17 protein-coding genes are annotated in these 15,024 nt (G+C 42.8%); 9 read left to right on the forward strand and 8 right to left on the reverse strand.

The window, feature by feature from the left end; genetic code table 11:
• The 4 genes from VB714_RS22405 to VB714_RS22420 form a co-directional block, all read left to right on the forward strand.
• A partial coding sequence (locus VB714_RS22405; RefSeq protein ID WP_323226931.1) for a hypothetical protein occupies positions 1-254 on the forward strand: 254 nt, incomplete at its 5' end.
• 225 nt (positions 255-479) lie between these two features.
• Entirely contained in the window at positions 480-698 is a 219-nt protein-coding gene (locus tag VB714_RS22410) for an NAD(P)H-quinone oxidoreductase subunit O (protein ID WP_204105791.1), read from the forward strand.
• 54 nt (positions 699-752) lie between these two features.
• On the forward strand, positions 753-1,721 hold the full coding sequence (mdh, locus tag VB714_RS22415) for a malate dehydrogenase (protein ID WP_323226933.1): 969 nt from the start codon (positions 753-755) through the stop codon (positions 1,719-1,721).
• 8 nt (positions 1,722-1,729) lie between these two features.
• Positions 1,730-2,671 carry an Rpn family recombination-promoting nuclease/putative transposase gene (locus tag VB714_RS22420; RefSeq protein ID WP_323226935.1) on the forward strand — a complete coding sequence of 314 codons (942 nt, stop codon included), beginning with the start codon at positions 1,730-1,732 and terminating at the stop codon, positions 2,669-2,671.
• An 86-nt stretch (positions 2,672-2,757) separates the two neighbouring features.
• Here VB714_RS22420 and VB714_RS22425 read toward each other — a convergent pair whose 3' ends face one another.
• The 5 genes from VB714_RS22425 to VB714_RS22445 form a co-directional block, all read right to left on the reverse strand.
• Positions 2,758-2,877 (reverse strand): photosystem II protein Y, encoded by a 120-nt coding sequence (locus VB714_RS22425; RefSeq protein ID WP_323226971.1) that lies wholly within the window; start codon positions 2,875-2,877, stop codon positions 2,758-2,760.
• A 91-nt stretch (positions 2,878-2,968) separates the two neighbouring features.
• On the reverse strand, positions 2,969-4,144 hold the full coding sequence (locus VB714_RS22430) for a citrate synthase (protein ID WP_323226937.1): 1,176 nt from the start codon (positions 4,142-4,144) through the stop codon (positions 2,969-2,971).
• 155 nt (positions 4,145-4,299) lie between these two features.
• A complete protein-coding gene (gene sixA / locus VB714_RS22435; RefSeq protein WP_323226939.1) occupies positions 4,300-4,785 on the reverse strand; it encodes a phosphohistidine phosphatase SixA in 486 nt (161 codons plus the stop codon).
• A gap of 22 nt (positions 4,786-4,807) precedes the next feature.
• Entirely contained in the window at positions 4,808-5,980 is a 1,173-nt protein-coding gene (locus tag VB714_RS22440) for a hypothetical protein (RefSeq protein ID WP_323226940.1), read from the reverse strand.
• A 47-nt stretch (positions 5,981-6,027) separates the two neighbouring features.
• Positions 6,028-6,822: a DUF4058 family protein gene (locus VB714_RS22445; protein ID WP_323226941.1), complete on the reverse strand. Its 795-nt coding sequence runs from the start codon at positions 6,820-6,822 to the stop codon at positions 6,028-6,030.
• A 337-nt stretch (positions 6,823-7,159) separates the two neighbouring features.
• Here VB714_RS22445 and VB714_RS22450 point away from each other — a divergent pair, with 337 nt between their 5' ends.
• From VB714_RS22450 to VB714_RS22460, 3 genes are all read left to right on the forward strand, one after another.
• Positions 7,160-8,428: an ATP-binding protein gene (locus VB714_RS22450; RefSeq protein WP_323226942.1), complete on the forward strand. Its 1,269-nt coding sequence runs from the start codon at positions 7,160-7,162 to the stop codon at positions 8,426-8,428.
• A complete protein-coding gene (locus VB714_RS22455) occupies positions 8,421-9,281 on the forward strand; it encodes a hypothetical protein (RefSeq protein WP_323226943.1) in 861 nt (286 codons plus the stop codon). Before VB714_RS22450 ends, VB714_RS22455 begins: the two co-directional genes overlap by 8 nt.
• Positions 9,282-9,480: 199 nt before the next feature.
• Complete coding sequence (locus tag VB714_RS22460; RefSeq protein WP_323226944.1) at positions 9,481-10,089, forward strand: alpha/beta hydrolase; 609 nt, start codon at positions 9,481-9,483, stop codon at positions 10,087-10,089.
• Here VB714_RS22460 and VB714_RS22465 read toward each other — a convergent pair.
• The 3 genes from VB714_RS22465 to VB714_RS22475 form a co-directional block, all read right to left on the reverse strand.
• Positions 10,081-10,998 carry an MBL fold metallo-hydrolase gene (locus VB714_RS22465; protein WP_323226945.1) on the reverse strand — a complete coding sequence of 306 codons (918 nt, stop codon included), beginning with the start codon at positions 10,996-10,998 and terminating at the stop codon, positions 10,081-10,083. The genes VB714_RS22460 and VB714_RS22465 overlap by 9 nt on opposite strands.
• A gap of 455 nt (positions 10,999-11,453) precedes the next feature.
• Positions 11,454-11,963, reverse strand: a complete 510-nt coding sequence (locus tag VB714_RS22470) for an inorganic diphosphatase (RefSeq protein ID WP_323226946.1) — start codon at positions 11,961-11,963, stop codon at positions 11,454-11,456.
• A gap of 102 nt (positions 11,964-12,065) precedes the next feature.
• Positions 12,066-12,350, reverse strand: coding sequence for a hypothetical protein (locus VB714_RS22475; protein WP_323226947.1), 285 nt, complete (start codon positions 12,348-12,350; stop codon positions 12,066-12,068).
• Positions 12,351-12,854: 504 nt separating this feature from the next.
• On the opposite strand from VB714_RS22475, the gene VB714_RS22480 reads away from it, so the two are divergent.
• Entirely contained in the window at positions 12,855-14,186 is a 1,332-nt protein-coding gene (locus VB714_RS22480; protein ID WP_323226949.1) for a class I SAM-dependent methyltransferase, read from the forward strand.
• Positions 14,187-14,291: 105 nt separating this feature from the next.
• Entirely contained in the window at positions 14,292-14,954 is a 663-nt protein-coding gene (locus VB714_RS22485; RefSeq protein ID WP_323226952.1) for a type IV pilin-like G/H family protein, read from the forward strand.
• The last annotated feature ends 70 nt before the right edge of the window (positions 14,955-15,024 follow it).

The following is a 15,024-nucleotide window of genomic DNA, read 5'->3' on the forward strand; positions in this document are numbered from 1 at the left end:
TTTTTCAGCCTAGCACAATTTCAATTAAACTGACTCCCTTGGGTCGGTTTTATTGGCGGGTCAAAATTCATCTCGCCGTTAAGCCTGTCGGCTCTAACGGGAGTCCTCTTTTGACATTTAAGATAGAGAAGGCGCAAATGGTAAACCGACCTATCATTGGGGAAGATTTGCAATTACTTTCATCGATCCAGATTTTCCTTCGCGTTGGCACGCGCATATTAGTTTATGCGATCGCGAACCCAGCATCCCTTTAAATGGTAAACCCGTTACCCGCTAGACAGACGAATAGAGAACCAGTTAGATAATAACAAGTTAGATAACAAGTTGTAACCCGGTTTGGCGATCGCCTCTACTGAGATAGAAAACGAGGAAACTTTCTCGTTATCAATTTTTAAGCAATGCTGACAATTCCAGTAAAAAACTGTGCCAAAATGAGAAGATGTCGAAAATACCCCCTAAAAACCCGTTAACTTTTGATTATGGCAGCAAAAATTAAAAAAGGCGCTTTAGTCCGTATCATTCGAGAACAGTTGGAAAATAGCCTGGAAGCAACAGCCAGCGATTCTCGTTTTCCTCCCTATCTTTTTGACAGTAAAGGGGAGATTGTGGATATCGACGGCGATTATGCTTTTGTCAAGTTCTATGTCCCCACCCCGAGTATTTGGTTCAAATTGGATCAATTAGAACTGGCTGATTAATTGCCGATCGCGATCTCCCCCTTTCATTCTTTCTCTTTCTTTTCCTTTGCCTTTATGACTTCTTCTCTATCCCCTCAACCTTCTGTATCCCCTCGCGTTTGCGTCATCGGTGCAGGAAAAGTCGGTTCAACCCTCGCCCAACGCATTCTCGAGAAAAATTTAGCCAATGTGGTGTTACTGGATGTCGTTGAAGGGCTTCCTCAAGGAATAGCGTTAGATTTATTACAAGCAAAGGGACTTGAAGTACACGATCGCCAGATTGTCGGCACTAACGATTATGTCGAAACAGCTAATGCGGATATTGTGGTCATCACGGCAGGATTTCCCCGTCAACCCGGAATGAATCGAGATGACTTGATCGGCATGAATGCCAAAATCGTGGCCGAGGCTGCCCAAAAAGCGATCGCTTATTCTCCCAATGCCCTCTTAATTGTGGTCACTAATCCTTTGGATGTGATGACCTATGTAGCATGGCACGCGACGCAATTGCCGTCAGAACGGGTCATGGGCATGGCAGGGGTGTTAGATGCGGCTAGGCTGCAAACCTTTATTGCGATGGAATTGGGGGTCGCGATCGCCGATGTGAGTACGATGGTTCTGGGCGGCCATGGAGATTTAATGCTTCCCTTACCTCGCTATTGTACGGTGCGAGGGGTGCCTTTAAGGGAATTACTCGATGCCGAGGCGATCGCGCGGCTAATGGAGAGAACTCGTAACGGTGGTGCAGAATTAGTACAATTATTTAAGAAGGGAGGGGCCTATTTTGCCCCTGCTTCTGCTGCTTGTCAGATGATCGGCGCGATTTTGCGCGATCGCTCGAATTTATTACCCGCCGCCGCCTATTTACAAGGAGAGTACGGCTTAAAAGATGTTTTTATTGGGGTTCCCTGTCGCTTAGGCAACAAAGGAATTGAAAAAATTATTGAACTACAACTACACGATCGAGAATTAGCTGAATTACACGCTTCAGCAAAATCAGTACGAAAGAATGTGGAAATTGCTCTGAAAGTATTAGCGGAGTAGACAAAAAAATGAGATTTATCAGCCCTAAAATTGATTATGCCTTTAAGAAAATATTTGGCTCAGAACAAAGCCAAGATATCTTAATCAGCTTTCTCAATGCGATTATTTATAAGGGAGAGAAAGTGATTCAATCTTTAACGATTGTTAATCCCTATAATCCAGGTCAAGTCATGACCTTAAAAGACACTTATTTAGATGTCAAAGCTGTTTTGGCTGACGGTTCTATCGTTGTCATTGAAATGCAAGTAGCGCGGATGACAGCTTTTAGTAAAAGAGTTATTTACAACCTGGCCAAAGGCTACGCTAACCAATTGATAAAGGGAGATTACTATCCCCTTCTCAATCCAGCCATTGCTGTAACCATTACAGATTTCGATCTGTTTGAAAACACAGAGGAGACAATTAGCCGATTTATCTTTCAAGAGAAAACGAAAAAATTTGCCTATCCCGATGAAGAATTACAGTTAATCTTTGTTGAGTTACCAAAGTTTAAGAAAACTCTCTCAGAATTAGAAGATTTAACAGATAAATGGATTTATTTCCTCAAGGAAGCAACAAGTTTGGAGAGTATCCCCGCAAGTTTAGGAGAAGTATCAGAGATAGAACTGGCGTTAAATTTAGCGAGTCAGGCAAATATGACAGTAGAAGAGTTTGAAATTGTAGATCGTCGTGGGATGATGTTACAAGATGAAAAAGGAAAAATTACTTACGCTCAACAAGAAGGGCGACAGGAAGGGCGACAGGAAGGGCGACAGGAAGGACGTTTTCAAGAGGCGATCGCCTTAATCTTGCGTCAACTTAAAAAGCGTTTTGGAGAGATTCCTGGGGAAATTAGTAGCAAGATTGAAGACTTATCAATTGAAAATTTGGAAACTTTAGGAGAAGATTTCTTGGATTTTAATCGTATCGAGGATTTAGAAAATTGGTTGCTAGATCGTCTCATTCCCTAGCTGTTTCAGTCCTCATGACAACAAACATGACAACAAAAAATCGCGGCACGGAAATCGTGTCGCGATTAGAACAAATGTATGAGAGTTTAACCTTCTTTATTCAAGAACGATTGAACTTGACCCAAAGCAACGGCCAAAATATTGAAACCTGCCCATCCTGCGGCAATAAGGATGGGAGCAAGTACCACAACAATCCGCCAATCAATACCCATTTTTCGTATCCTCCCTCAATTATGAGAAATCTTAAAATATTTTAACAGAAATGTCGAGAGAAGCCTACCTATTCCCCATTATTGCTTATTGATTGCCGGGAACTGAGATCAGAGGATCGCGATGCACCCGATCTCCCAGAGGAATATAAGGGATATTATGTTCCCCTTGGTAAATTTGCGTGGGGCGAAAAATCCGATTTTCGTTAATTTGCTCTCGCCAGTGAGCCAACCAGCCAGCCACCCGAGCGATCGCGAAGATGGGTGTAAATAGATCCGCAGGAATGCCCAATTTGCGGTAAACCAAACCTGAATAAAAATCTACATTGGCATAAATGCCCTTGTTTCCCAATTTTTCCTCCACGACCTTTTCCAATTCCACCGCAATATCGTAAATGCGATCGCGACCGCGCTGCTCGAACAAACGTTCTGCTAAAGTTTGCAAAATTGTTGCCCGAGGGTCTTTGACTTTATAGACTCGGTGTCCGAAGCCCATAATTTTTTTCTTGTTGGTGACACAATCTTCAACATAAGCGCGGACATTCTCGATAGAACCAATCTCGTTTAACATCTCGATCACCTCTTCATTTGCGCCCCCATGTAGGGGACCTGCCAAGGTTCCCACCGCCGACGCAACCACCGCATAAGGATCCGTAAGCGTCGAAGATGTCACCATCGCCGAAAAAGTAGACGCATTAATGGTATGTTCCGCATGAAGAATCAAACAGACATCAAAAATTCGCGCGGCGATGGGATCGGGAACTTGCTCCGTGAGCATATAGAGGAAATTGGTCGCATAGTCGAGATCGTCTCGGGGTTGGATAGGATCGTTCCCTTTCCGCATCAACTTAAATGCGGCGACCATCGTGGGGATTTTCGCCATCAAGCGCACCACAGCTTCCCAAATATAAGAGGGATCGTTGAGAGTGCGACGGGCATAAAATAGCCCCAAAGCGGCGGCAGATGTTTGCAAGGCATCCATCGGGTGTCCGGTTTCTGGGAAGCACTTCATCATGTCGCGAATGCGGTATTTGATGCGACGATGGTTGTAAATATCCACTTCAAAGGCCGCGAGTTCCTCTTTTGAGGGCAGACGACCCCAAATCAAAAGATAGGCCGTTTCGAGGGAGGTGCTGTTCTGTGCCAACTCTTCGATGCGAATGCCGCGATATTCGAGGATTCCCTGCTTTCCATCTACATAACTAATGCTCGATCGCGCGGCGGGGATATTTTCTAAACCCGGAATATACTCGCAAACTGTCATAATCTCTACCAATAAATCGCAAAAAACTTACTAATAATTTAAACTAAAAGTAAAAACTATAATGATGCTTTTTGATACCAAAGTCTTTGAATCTGGTCATTCATCAATAATAATTCATTACAATAATTTACAAATCTTAATAATTGTCGCACAATTTAAACTAACCATTTCGGCGAACTCAGTAAAAAAATCTCACTATTGCCAATAGGTGTGCCGTTTTCTGAAATTTTCACCCCAATCACCCCTGCTTTTTTAACAATTAATTTTTCTTGAGTTTTCCCCCAAGTCAAAATTTCCGCCCAATTGCCCAGATCGGGCTGATGTCCTACCAGGGCAACACTATTACAACTTTTATTGAGGGTATACCAATTGACCCAAATATTGATATCCCCGTCGGGGGAAAGAGGCTCAAAGGTTTCCAGTTTTTTAGATAATCTGATTTCTTGGAGGATTTTTGCAGTTTCCATGGCTCTCACTAAAGGGCTGGTGAGGATAACATCAAAACGGATATCGAGATCGAATAAGCGTTTGGCAACCTTTTTCATTTTTTTAGATCCGATATCCGTGAGAGGGCGATCGGCATCATGGGGATATTTGGCGCGATCGCCTGCTATACCGTGGCGAATTAAATAAACGTGCATGAGGTCTAGATGCAACTCCTTTTTAGTCCCAGAGATTTAAGTCTAGCTCGGGATTTGCGATCGCGTTAGAGGAGATGGGGGTAAATCGTTTCAGTTTATTGAAAAAATAACTATTAGTTTTATTGGGCGTAAAAGTGATAATATTGCTCCGGAAAAAATAGAGCTTTTCTAGATTGGGATTGGGCAAAACCGGAGATTTTGCTTTTTTACTCGTTTTTTTGATTTCTGAGATTTGAGCGTCTTGAGTGTATTTTTTTTCTTTCTGAACTTTTGGTTTCTCGATCTCAATTTTTTCTAATTCGTCTAATAATTCCAGATTTTCTAACTCATCTAGAGAAAGATTGGCTGTCTGGTGATAGGATTCTTCCAGAGACATTTTAAGGCGATCGCGCTCTTCAACTTCTCTTGCTGATAACTCTAGGTCTGATAATTGCTCGGGTTCGCCAATTTCAAAAACCCACTCCTTTTCTGGGAGTTCTTCCTCGCTCAACAACTCCATTTCTGCGGAAAGGACGGGAGGAAGAGCTAATTGAGGGACGATAAATAGACCGGACTCGAGAATGGAAAAAATGCGACTTAACCCCGCATGAGCGCGAATAACCGCTAGTGCTGGGGGGATAATTTGTAGAGGAGAAGATAAGGAAGGGGGTTCGCTAAAACGTTTGATCTTATCCGGCACAGTTTCGCGATTAACTTGCCAACTGCGAATACCTGCACTTTTTCGTAATTCGATCCTGGAAAATAGACCAAAGGGTTCAATGGGACGGAATGGCTTTTCTGGCCTTGGGGCGATCGCATTTTCTTCCAAATATTCCAGTTGAGGATAAGTGGGGAAATAATCCGGTAATTTGCGAGAAATTAGACGCTCAAAATCGCTGTTAAAATGGGGTGTTGGCTGGCCGCGACGATGCCAGAGGGTGAGGATTTGTTCAACGGAAATGACCTTGTAGCGACCCTGATAGAGGGCTTCGATCGCGGCCAGACGAATCCAGTGAGGCTCGTATTTTTCCAGCCAACGAGCCACTAATTCCGTACTCATATAGCCTTTTGTATCGAACCCATAGCGATCGAGCAGAGCTAGAGAGCGAGCGATATCTGATTGACGAGAAGATTCCGGACTGGTCATATTGTTCGAGTTTATCGCGATCGCAGGGTGATTCCAAGGAAAATAGCAAAAAATGGCGCGATCGAGCATTTCCTTCTTGCAAAAGTATATCCCGATATCAGGTCATCGGTAATGGATTAGTTTGATTGCACGCATTTTTGCCACCAAATGCGATCGCTTTCAGATAATACAGGAGGAGGTGGGGGTTGCGTGTAGTCAATTCTGAGATCGTAACCTGCTCGTTCGTAAATGCCCTCAAAAATGGACTGCATTTCCACCATAGGAGCAAGATTATTTCCTTTGAGAGGGAGGGGAAAACTGGGAATCGGTTCTCGCATTGAAAACCCGTATAACATAGCTTGGGGGCGTTTTTCGCTGGGAGATACGAGAATATGGTAGTGGGTTTTGGAAATATTTCCACCTAGGCTCATAGCTCTCCCTCCCCGCAAGAGATCGATTTCAACTAAATGGGTTAGACTTGCCAAAATTGTTAAACGTTTTTCTTCGTATTTATGTCTTCCTACACCAGCTTGCTTGTTTTTAGGGGAAAGCACTTCAATAACTGTGACTACTTCACCAGTTGCAACTTCTCTAATTTCGAGATATCTTTCCTTAATTTCTTTGGGCATTGGCACCGTCACTTGTTGGGGTTGGGTTTTTGTCGCAGTCGTGGCGATCGCGTTGTTATCAATTGAGGTTAAATCAGTTGAGATTGAGGATTGAGAGGAAAATACCAGTGCATCGGGAATGCCAACCAGTACCTCGTTTTCTTCTGTACTGAAATAGGTACGGGTTTCGATTTCGACGTAATATTGAGGACGAATTTGAGGGGCGATCGCGTCGGCGATCGCCACAATTAGCCGACTGTGAAACGCCGACCAAAACAGAGGTTGTTCCAAATAAGGATTCATTCCAGGCAGTGGCGATCGCATGATTTCAAAACCCGAATTTTTCTTTCATAGAACTTATACCAAATCCGCTTTGCTGAGGATGTATTCTCATCTCTTCCGTAGGGACGTTGCATGCAACGTCCCTACAATATTTCAGGCGCTCGAATGATGATAGTCTGCGGTAACTGGATTTGGTATTACGCATTAGCAGGCAGGATGTCCGCACGACCATAGCGCTAGAATACAGTAGGAGTGTCTCGCTCCTTAACTTAAGTCAAGTCTTACTTCTATTGATTATAAGCGATCGCTCCCAACTATCAACTATCTTTTATCTTTTCCCCGCTATCAACTATCAACTCTCAACTATCAACTATCAACTATGTCCAATCCTTCGATCAATTTTCTCCAACAACAAGCAGCCTCGTTACTTCTCTATCAAAATGTTCTTGACAACAATGTTGGACGGGCATTTATATCCCTTCTTTCTGCACTCAAGGAAGGCAATTCCGTTCATTGTTTGCAGGCTTATGGAAGTTGGTTTAAAACTTTAGCAGAGACAGGAAAAAACTGGCAAGATTACCTTATTCAGCAAATTTTATGGGATGATAATCCCTTTAGCCGACAAGTTCAACAGATTTCCCTTGATGCCTTACCCCCTGCATTAATTGCAGCAGTTCAATACGATCTACAAGCCTTAAATTCTCTCTATTGTTGTAGCGAAGAACAGTTGAGCAAGTGGGTGCGAGCAACCTGTAAAATGCAAGAATTACCCGTTGTTTGGTATATCGAAGGAACGCGATCGCATTTCCTTCATCAGCATAACAATTGGAGCGAAGTATTACCGCAATTAGCAGAACATTATGGTCAAAATGGAACAGGAATTTTTTCTCGCTATCGTGCTTTACGCTGGCAAGAAGGACAATTAAAGGGAATTTCCCATGCCGATCCTATCCAACTCACAGAAATTGTTGGCTACGAGACACAAAAAGCAATATTAATTAAAAATACAGAATTCTTATTAGCAGGTTATCCCGCTTTGCACGTCTTGCTGTATGGCAGTCGCGGCTCGGGAAAATCATCTTTAGTGAAAGGATTATTGGGAAAATTTGGCGATCGCGGGCTACGATTAATTGAAGTGAGTAAGTCAGAATTGTACGATTTATCAGCAATTTTAGAACAATTGCGAAATATTAGTCAAAAATTTATTATTTTTGTAGACGATCTCTCCTTTGAAGAAGATGATGAGGCGTTTAAATCCCTGAAGGTTGTCCTAGAAGGAAGTGTAACAGCAAAAGCAAATAATGTTTTAGTTTATGCTACTTCTAACCGCCGTCATTTAATTCGCGAATTCTTTGAAGATCGCCCTCGTCCCAGGGATAGCGATGAGGTTCATTCTTGGGATACAATGCAAGAAAAATTATCTTTTAGCGATCGCTTTGGCTTGACTTTAACTTTTGAACCTGCCAATCAAGATACCTATTTAGAAATCATTCATCATTTAGCTCTAGAAGCTAATATTAACCTCGAAACAGAAGATTTGGAGTTTCGTGCCAAACAATGGGCAACCCGTCATAATGGACGTTCTGGACGCACTGCCAGACAATTTATTGATTTTCTCACAGCAGAATTGAGCCTTGAGAATGGATAATAATTCGTTGAAGATTTGGTGGCAAAATACGATCGCCTATCAGGGACATTCTACGGGATATATTGGCAATTTTTCTAGCAATAATACCGAGTCTGCTACAGTTTTACTTCAAAGTGCTTGTCAACAGTTACGAGAGCAAGGATGTACTTTTGCGATCGCCCCCATTGATGGCAATACATGGCATAATTATCGCCTAGTGACAAAAGGGGAAAATTATCCGCCTTTTTTTCTCGAACCCAATACTCCAAATTACTTATATCAAGTCTTTTTAGAACAAGATTTTTTCCCCATTGCTCATTACTATTCTGCCCTTTGTACGGATTTAAAAATTGCCGATCGCCGTTTAATTCCCGTTCAAAAACGCTTAGGCGATCGCGGCATAACCATTCGTTCGTTAGATCGAGAAAACGTAGAAACAGAACTGGAAAAAATTTATAAAATTGCGATCGCCGCATTTCGCCAAAATTTCCTCTATCAACCCATCTCCAAAACCGAATTTATCTCCCTCTATCGCCCAATTTTGCCCTATATTCAGTCCGAACTTATTGTCATTGCTGAGGAAGACCAAAACAAACCGATAGGCTTCTTATTCGCGCTTCCCGATGCCTTAGAATCACAACGGGGACAGGCGATCGAAACTGTTATTCTCAAAACAGTTGCCATCCTTCCCCAAAAAAATTATGCTGGACTGGGGAGCATTTTGGTGGAAAAGTGCCATGCGATCGCCTCCCAATTAGGGTATAAACAAGTCATTCATGCCCTAATGAATCAAGCCAATCCTTCCTACAATATTAGTCGCTACTACACGAAACCCATTCGACAATATGCACTGTTTGGCAAACAATTAAAATAGTTTAACTCAACTTGCTAGTTATCAATTTGATCCCCCCCAGCCCCCCTTAATAAGGGGGGAGAATCCGGAAGTCCCCCTTTTTAAGGAGGGAGAATCCGGAAGTCCCCCTTTTTAAGGGGGATTTAGGGGGATCGAAACGTATCCTATTTGTAACTAGCAACTCGGGTTAGTTTATTAATCTCCCATTCTCCCAACTCCCATGTCTTTAGAAAGCCAGTCTATCCTTCCTCGCAATGGTCAAAAACCCAATCGACTCTTGGTGATGCTGCATGGTTGGGGTGCTAATTTTAACGATCTGACGGGTTTAGTTGACTTACTCGATCTCCCCGACTATCAATTTCTGTTTCCCAATGCTCCTTTTCCTCATTTTCAAATTCCGGGAGGTCGGGCATGGTATGCTTTGGAAAGAGAAGAACGCGAAGGCTTAACTGAAAGTCGGCAATTATTATTGGAATGGCTGCGATCGCTACCCGAAGAAACGGGAATACCTTTCGATCGCACTGTATTATTTGGGTTTTCTCAAGGTGCAGCAATGACCTTAGATGTAGGGTTTGAGTTGCCTTTTGCGGGATTATGTAGTTTTAGCGGCTATTTACACGCTCCACCTCAAGGCAAAAAAACATCGCCACCTACTTTAATCGTACATGGCGATCGCGATCCTGTTGTTCCCGTACAAGCGGCTCGCGAAGTTAAAGAAATATTAAGCAAACAAGGCGTAACAATTGAATATTGTGAATTCGCAATGGCTCATGAGATTGATTATCCAGCTTTGGTAACGCTAAAAAAATTCCTTAAAAATTTATATTGAAACAACCATTCCTTCACTAGCTAGAGAGGCTTTCGGAAAAATTTCCTTGAGTTGTTTGTCAATGCGATCGAGATAGTCATCGGAATGATCGGGATTGTGTAAGGAGATCATCACCTCCTTGACACTCGCTTCCTTAGCCAGGGAAATACAAAATTTCCACGTTTTATCAAATTCTGGACTGATTTGTTCAACCTCTTTCTCTCCTCTATAAACAGTTCTGGGAGATGCTAAGATGAGCAGGTCTGCTTTATCCGCTAATTTTAATAATTTTTCAGCATTGGGACTATTGGTTTCTAAAGAATAGTCCGAACTCATTGCATAAACAACTGATTTGTTCAGACAAGCGACACGATACCCAACCGAACGATGATGATGATTGAGAAGCATATTTTCAATGATAATATCATTGCCAACACACTGTTTTTCCTCAATTTCTAAATCATAAAAGTCCAATTTAGACTGCATGACTTGAATGGGAACCGGAAAATTTGGACCGAGCATTTGCTTGCTCAGACGTTGTTGAAAAGACGAGCCATTAGAAGCTGTCGCACCATAAATGTGAAAGTGATTGATGGGAATAAAAGCAGGAACAAAAAAAGGAAAACCTTGAATTCTATCCCAATGACAATGGGTAAAGAAGATATGAGACTCTATCGGCATTCTACTGAGGAGATGATTCCCCAAAATCCGCAATCCCGTGCCACCATCAAAGATGAGGCTCTGTTTTCCTACGCGCATTTCCACACAGGAGGTATTCCCACCATAGCGAATGGTATTTTTCCCTGGAGTCGCGATTTGATCTCTAACGCCCCAAAACTGCACATCAAAGCTCACAGCAAGGCTTTCCTCCTGGACATCAGTGTTCGGCATTGCTAAGTTAACGGCTGCTGGCTGGGTATCTGGTGGCATAAATATTAGATTGGTTTAAGCCTTGGTTTAGCAGCTATCGTAAAGTATATCCTTTCTTTCCAGTTTCTCAACTCTTTTGTTTCTCCTTCAGAAAATTGATTCAGAAAAAAGATTTGAGAAAATTGGTAGACGGTGTTCGCCCGAAGTCAAACAAGAGAAGTCAAATAACAGAAGAGTGAGTAGAACTCCAGAACTTCTGATGGTGTATATACTCGTATAACCGCTTATATGACCATGATTTAGACTTGCATTCCATTTTACCTCTACTGGCACCCTCAGCGCATTCAGGAAATTTTAGCCCGAATTTCATACATACTAACGCGATCGGGAAAACTTGACTTGTGAGTTAAATCACACTAAGCGCAACTGTGGCTAAATTACAGATTGTTGTATGAATCATGTTTGAATTGTTTTCTGACCCAGACAGCAATATTCTCCACGATTTAACGAGATATTCATGAAGCGGCTTTAATGCAACGCTCAACTAGAGTTAAGACATCGGCAACATTTTTCCACCCTAAGATTTCGGTGGTTTTGTTTTCGAGGTTTTTGTAGGAGCGGAAAAACTCGGCAATTTCGTCAAGACGATGTTGAGCGACGTTTTCTAAGGACTTGACTTGAGAATAGCGCGGATCTTTGACGGGAACGCAGATAATTTTTTCGTCGCGATCGCCACCATCGATCATTTCTAGCATCCCAATGGGACGAGCGGGAATTACGCAACCAGGGAAGGTAGGCTGATCGATGAGTACCATACCATCGAGGGGATCGCCGTCATCGGCGAGGGTATTGGGGATAAAGCCGTAATCGTAGGGATATTGTACGGAAGAGTACAGTACGCGATCGAGGGCGAAAGCATTCAAATCTTTGTCAAATTCGTATTTATTTTTGCTGCCTGCTGGAATTTCAATGAGAACATTGATTGTACCTGGCTCGGGTTGAGGGGAAATCCGTGATAAATCCATAAACTTACTCTAGGCAAAGAACACATTAGCTGATACAAACAACGGACAATCTGACGCGATCGCCGTTGCCTCGAAAATAATACCAGCAATTGGGACTCTGCGTTATTTTTGCGGCGAAGAATAAAGTTTAGAACGTTTCATCGCGAGGCGTTGAGAAGGATAGACTCGAGGATAGACTTGCTCTGGGGATAAGTCTGTAGTTTTTTCTGTGGTTTTTTCTGGAGTTGGTAATAATAAAGCATCCTGCGGACTCGGAGATGAGTAATAAGCGATCGCAAAAGTGGGAATAACCAAGGTTAAAATGGCGATCGCCATCCCTAAGACACCCGCCCATCCTTGAGGGGGAGGTTCTGAAGCCGTTTCAACAGGCGTATTACTAGATTCCATAAAGATTTTTGAACTTTGATTTTTTGATTTGTTGTCGCAGGCAAAAACACAAGTAAAAACACAAGTAACCGATCGCTAAATGCCTTGCTTCCCTTATTGTAGCGAGATTTTTTCTGGGAAGTGTCTCGGATGCGACTAATCTTGGGAATTCTTTATATAAGCTGGGTTCTGGCGCGATCGCGAAACCCATGAAATGAAGCCACCGAGTAAATCTCCTATCTTGAGGATAGAAAAATTTCGGCGGCATCAAGAATAAGCAATCGGAGGGTATGGTGTACTTTACAATTCCTTGTTTGGGATAGATGTTACAGATTTTACGAAATGCCCAAAAATAAAGGGGAACAGGAAACAACTCGCTCTTTATTCTTTTAGGCAAACTCATAATGACTGTGCCTTGATGATGGGATATAGCTTTTTTGGCTGGGAAATGAGCAAGAGATTTAATTTGTTCCCAAAAAGTGGGAATCTTGAAAAAGACTCAAAAATCGTAAGGGTGATTGACTTATGCTAGAAAAAGACCCAGAAATTATTGATAAAATTCGCCAACAATTTGATTTTGGTCCTTATCCTCAAGTTCCCTTGGATAAATCTCCTCAAGATAATTTGGGCGTGCTATATACTCACAGTTTAGCAACCTCATACTACTTCAGAAATCGCCAACTCATTGACTCTACCGGAAAATTAATTTTAGATGCGGGGTGCGGTACGGGTTATAAGTCATTGGCATTAGCTTATGCTAACCCTGGGGCAAAAATTGTTGGAGTCGATCTATCTGAGCAATCTATTGAACTTGCTCGCAAGCGTTTGGCACATTATGATTTTAAGAATGTAGAATTTTTTGTGCTTTCCCTCTACGATCTGCCGAGCTTGGGTTTGGAGTTTGACTATATTAATTGCGATGAAGTGTTGTATTTAATTCCTGAACCTGCGCGAGCTTTGCAAGCAATGAAAGCTGTTTTAAAGCCTGATGGAATTATTCGCAGCAACTTGCACAGTAAATATCAGCGCATGAATTTCTTTCGCGCCCAAAAACTATTTGCGACGATGGGATTGATGGATGAAAATCCAGAAGAAATGGCAATAGAAACTGTAGTTGAAACCATGAAATCGTTACAGGATTGGGTCGATCTTAAAAATAAAACATGGCCAAAACAATTTGAAGAGAAAGAACAGAAAGCAGAGTTGTTAAGCAATCAACTATTGCAAGGCGATCGCGGCTTTACAACTCCCGAATTATTTTCTCTTTTGAGAGAAGCCAATCTAGAATTTATCAGCATGGCGAATTGGCGACAGTGGGATATCGAGAAGCTATTTAAAGAACCTGATAATTTACCCGTATTTTGGGCATTGGCTTTGCCCGAAGCCACCCTTGAGGAAAAATTACACTTGTATGAATTGCTGCATCCCACTTATCGCCTTTTGGACTTTTGGTGCGGTCACTCCGATCGCGCTTGTCCTTCCACGTCAATAGAAGAGTGGAGTGATGAAGATTGGGAAACGGCGATCGTCGATTTACATCCGATCGCCAAAATGCCACCTATTCAGGAAGCTCTAGAAGAAGCTCGCCAGACCTTGCAATTGTTACCCTTAAGTCAAAAAGTGCCTATTGCAGGAGGACAGCAGGTTTCCCTTGATATAACCATCGCTTCTTGTCTTTTTCCACCCCTATTCGAGTCTCCTCAACCTTTTTCTACTCTACTGGAACGGTGGCAACTCCTCAGACCTGTCAATTTAGAAACCCTAGAACCAACAACTCGCGCCGAAAGCAGCCAACTTTTGCGAAATACGCTAACTGGATTAGAGGCCCTGGGGTATGCCTTCTTAGGGCGATCGTGACAGAAAAATTTGTGGGAGAGGCGATCGCAAACAGGAAAAATGTGGGTACGTTATCCATAAGACGGGACGCACAGTCTTATAACAATGACTAGGAGAGCATTAAACATGAATCTAAAACCGGAATTTCAAACAAAATTTCTACAGTACCTGAACAAGCATAAGCAAGACGATGAAGGTTTTACCTTGATCGAACTGCTGGTTGTTATCATCATTATCGGGATTTTGGCGGCGATCGCCCTTCCCTCCTTGTTGAGTCAAGCCAATAAAGGCAAGCAAGCTGAAGCACGCCAAAACGTCGGCGCAACCGTTCGAGCCGAACAAGCATTCATGCTTGAGAAGGGTTTCTTGACCACAAGTATGGTCAGCCTTGGTCTTGGTCTCCAAACTGCTACCGTGAATTATACCTATGTACTCAAGGGAATAGGAGGGACTGTAGCAGATCAGTTTAACGCTGTAGCAGCTAATGGCAGCCCTAATGTTCGGGCTCTGAAGGCTTATGTTGGGATCGTTGGTGCAGCCGAAATAACTCAAGACGGCGTTACAGAGGCGGCTGCTATCGGTTTTGTGTGTGAGTCTCAAGGTATTGCAACTGCTAACACTGCGAGTGGTACAGGTGATGTAGCCTCTCAAATAGCTCCGCCACCTGCCCTCCCTGCTGATTTCGCAAAGGTGGCCTGTAATGCTGATGCAACTGATGGCAATGCCGGTAAAACCGCAATAACTCCCCCCACAGGTGCCTACAAAAGTTGGAAGTCTCTTGGCCGTTAATTGAAGTCGGCTTCCTACTGTTGGCAGAGTGAGTGGGTAATAAGCAAGTTTTTCCTACTCACTCTTTGTT

This window comes from Spirulina sp. 06S082 (assembly GCF_034932145.1).
Lineage (GTDB): Bacteria > Cyanobacteriota > Cyanobacteriia > Cyanobacteriales > Spirulinaceae > CCY15215.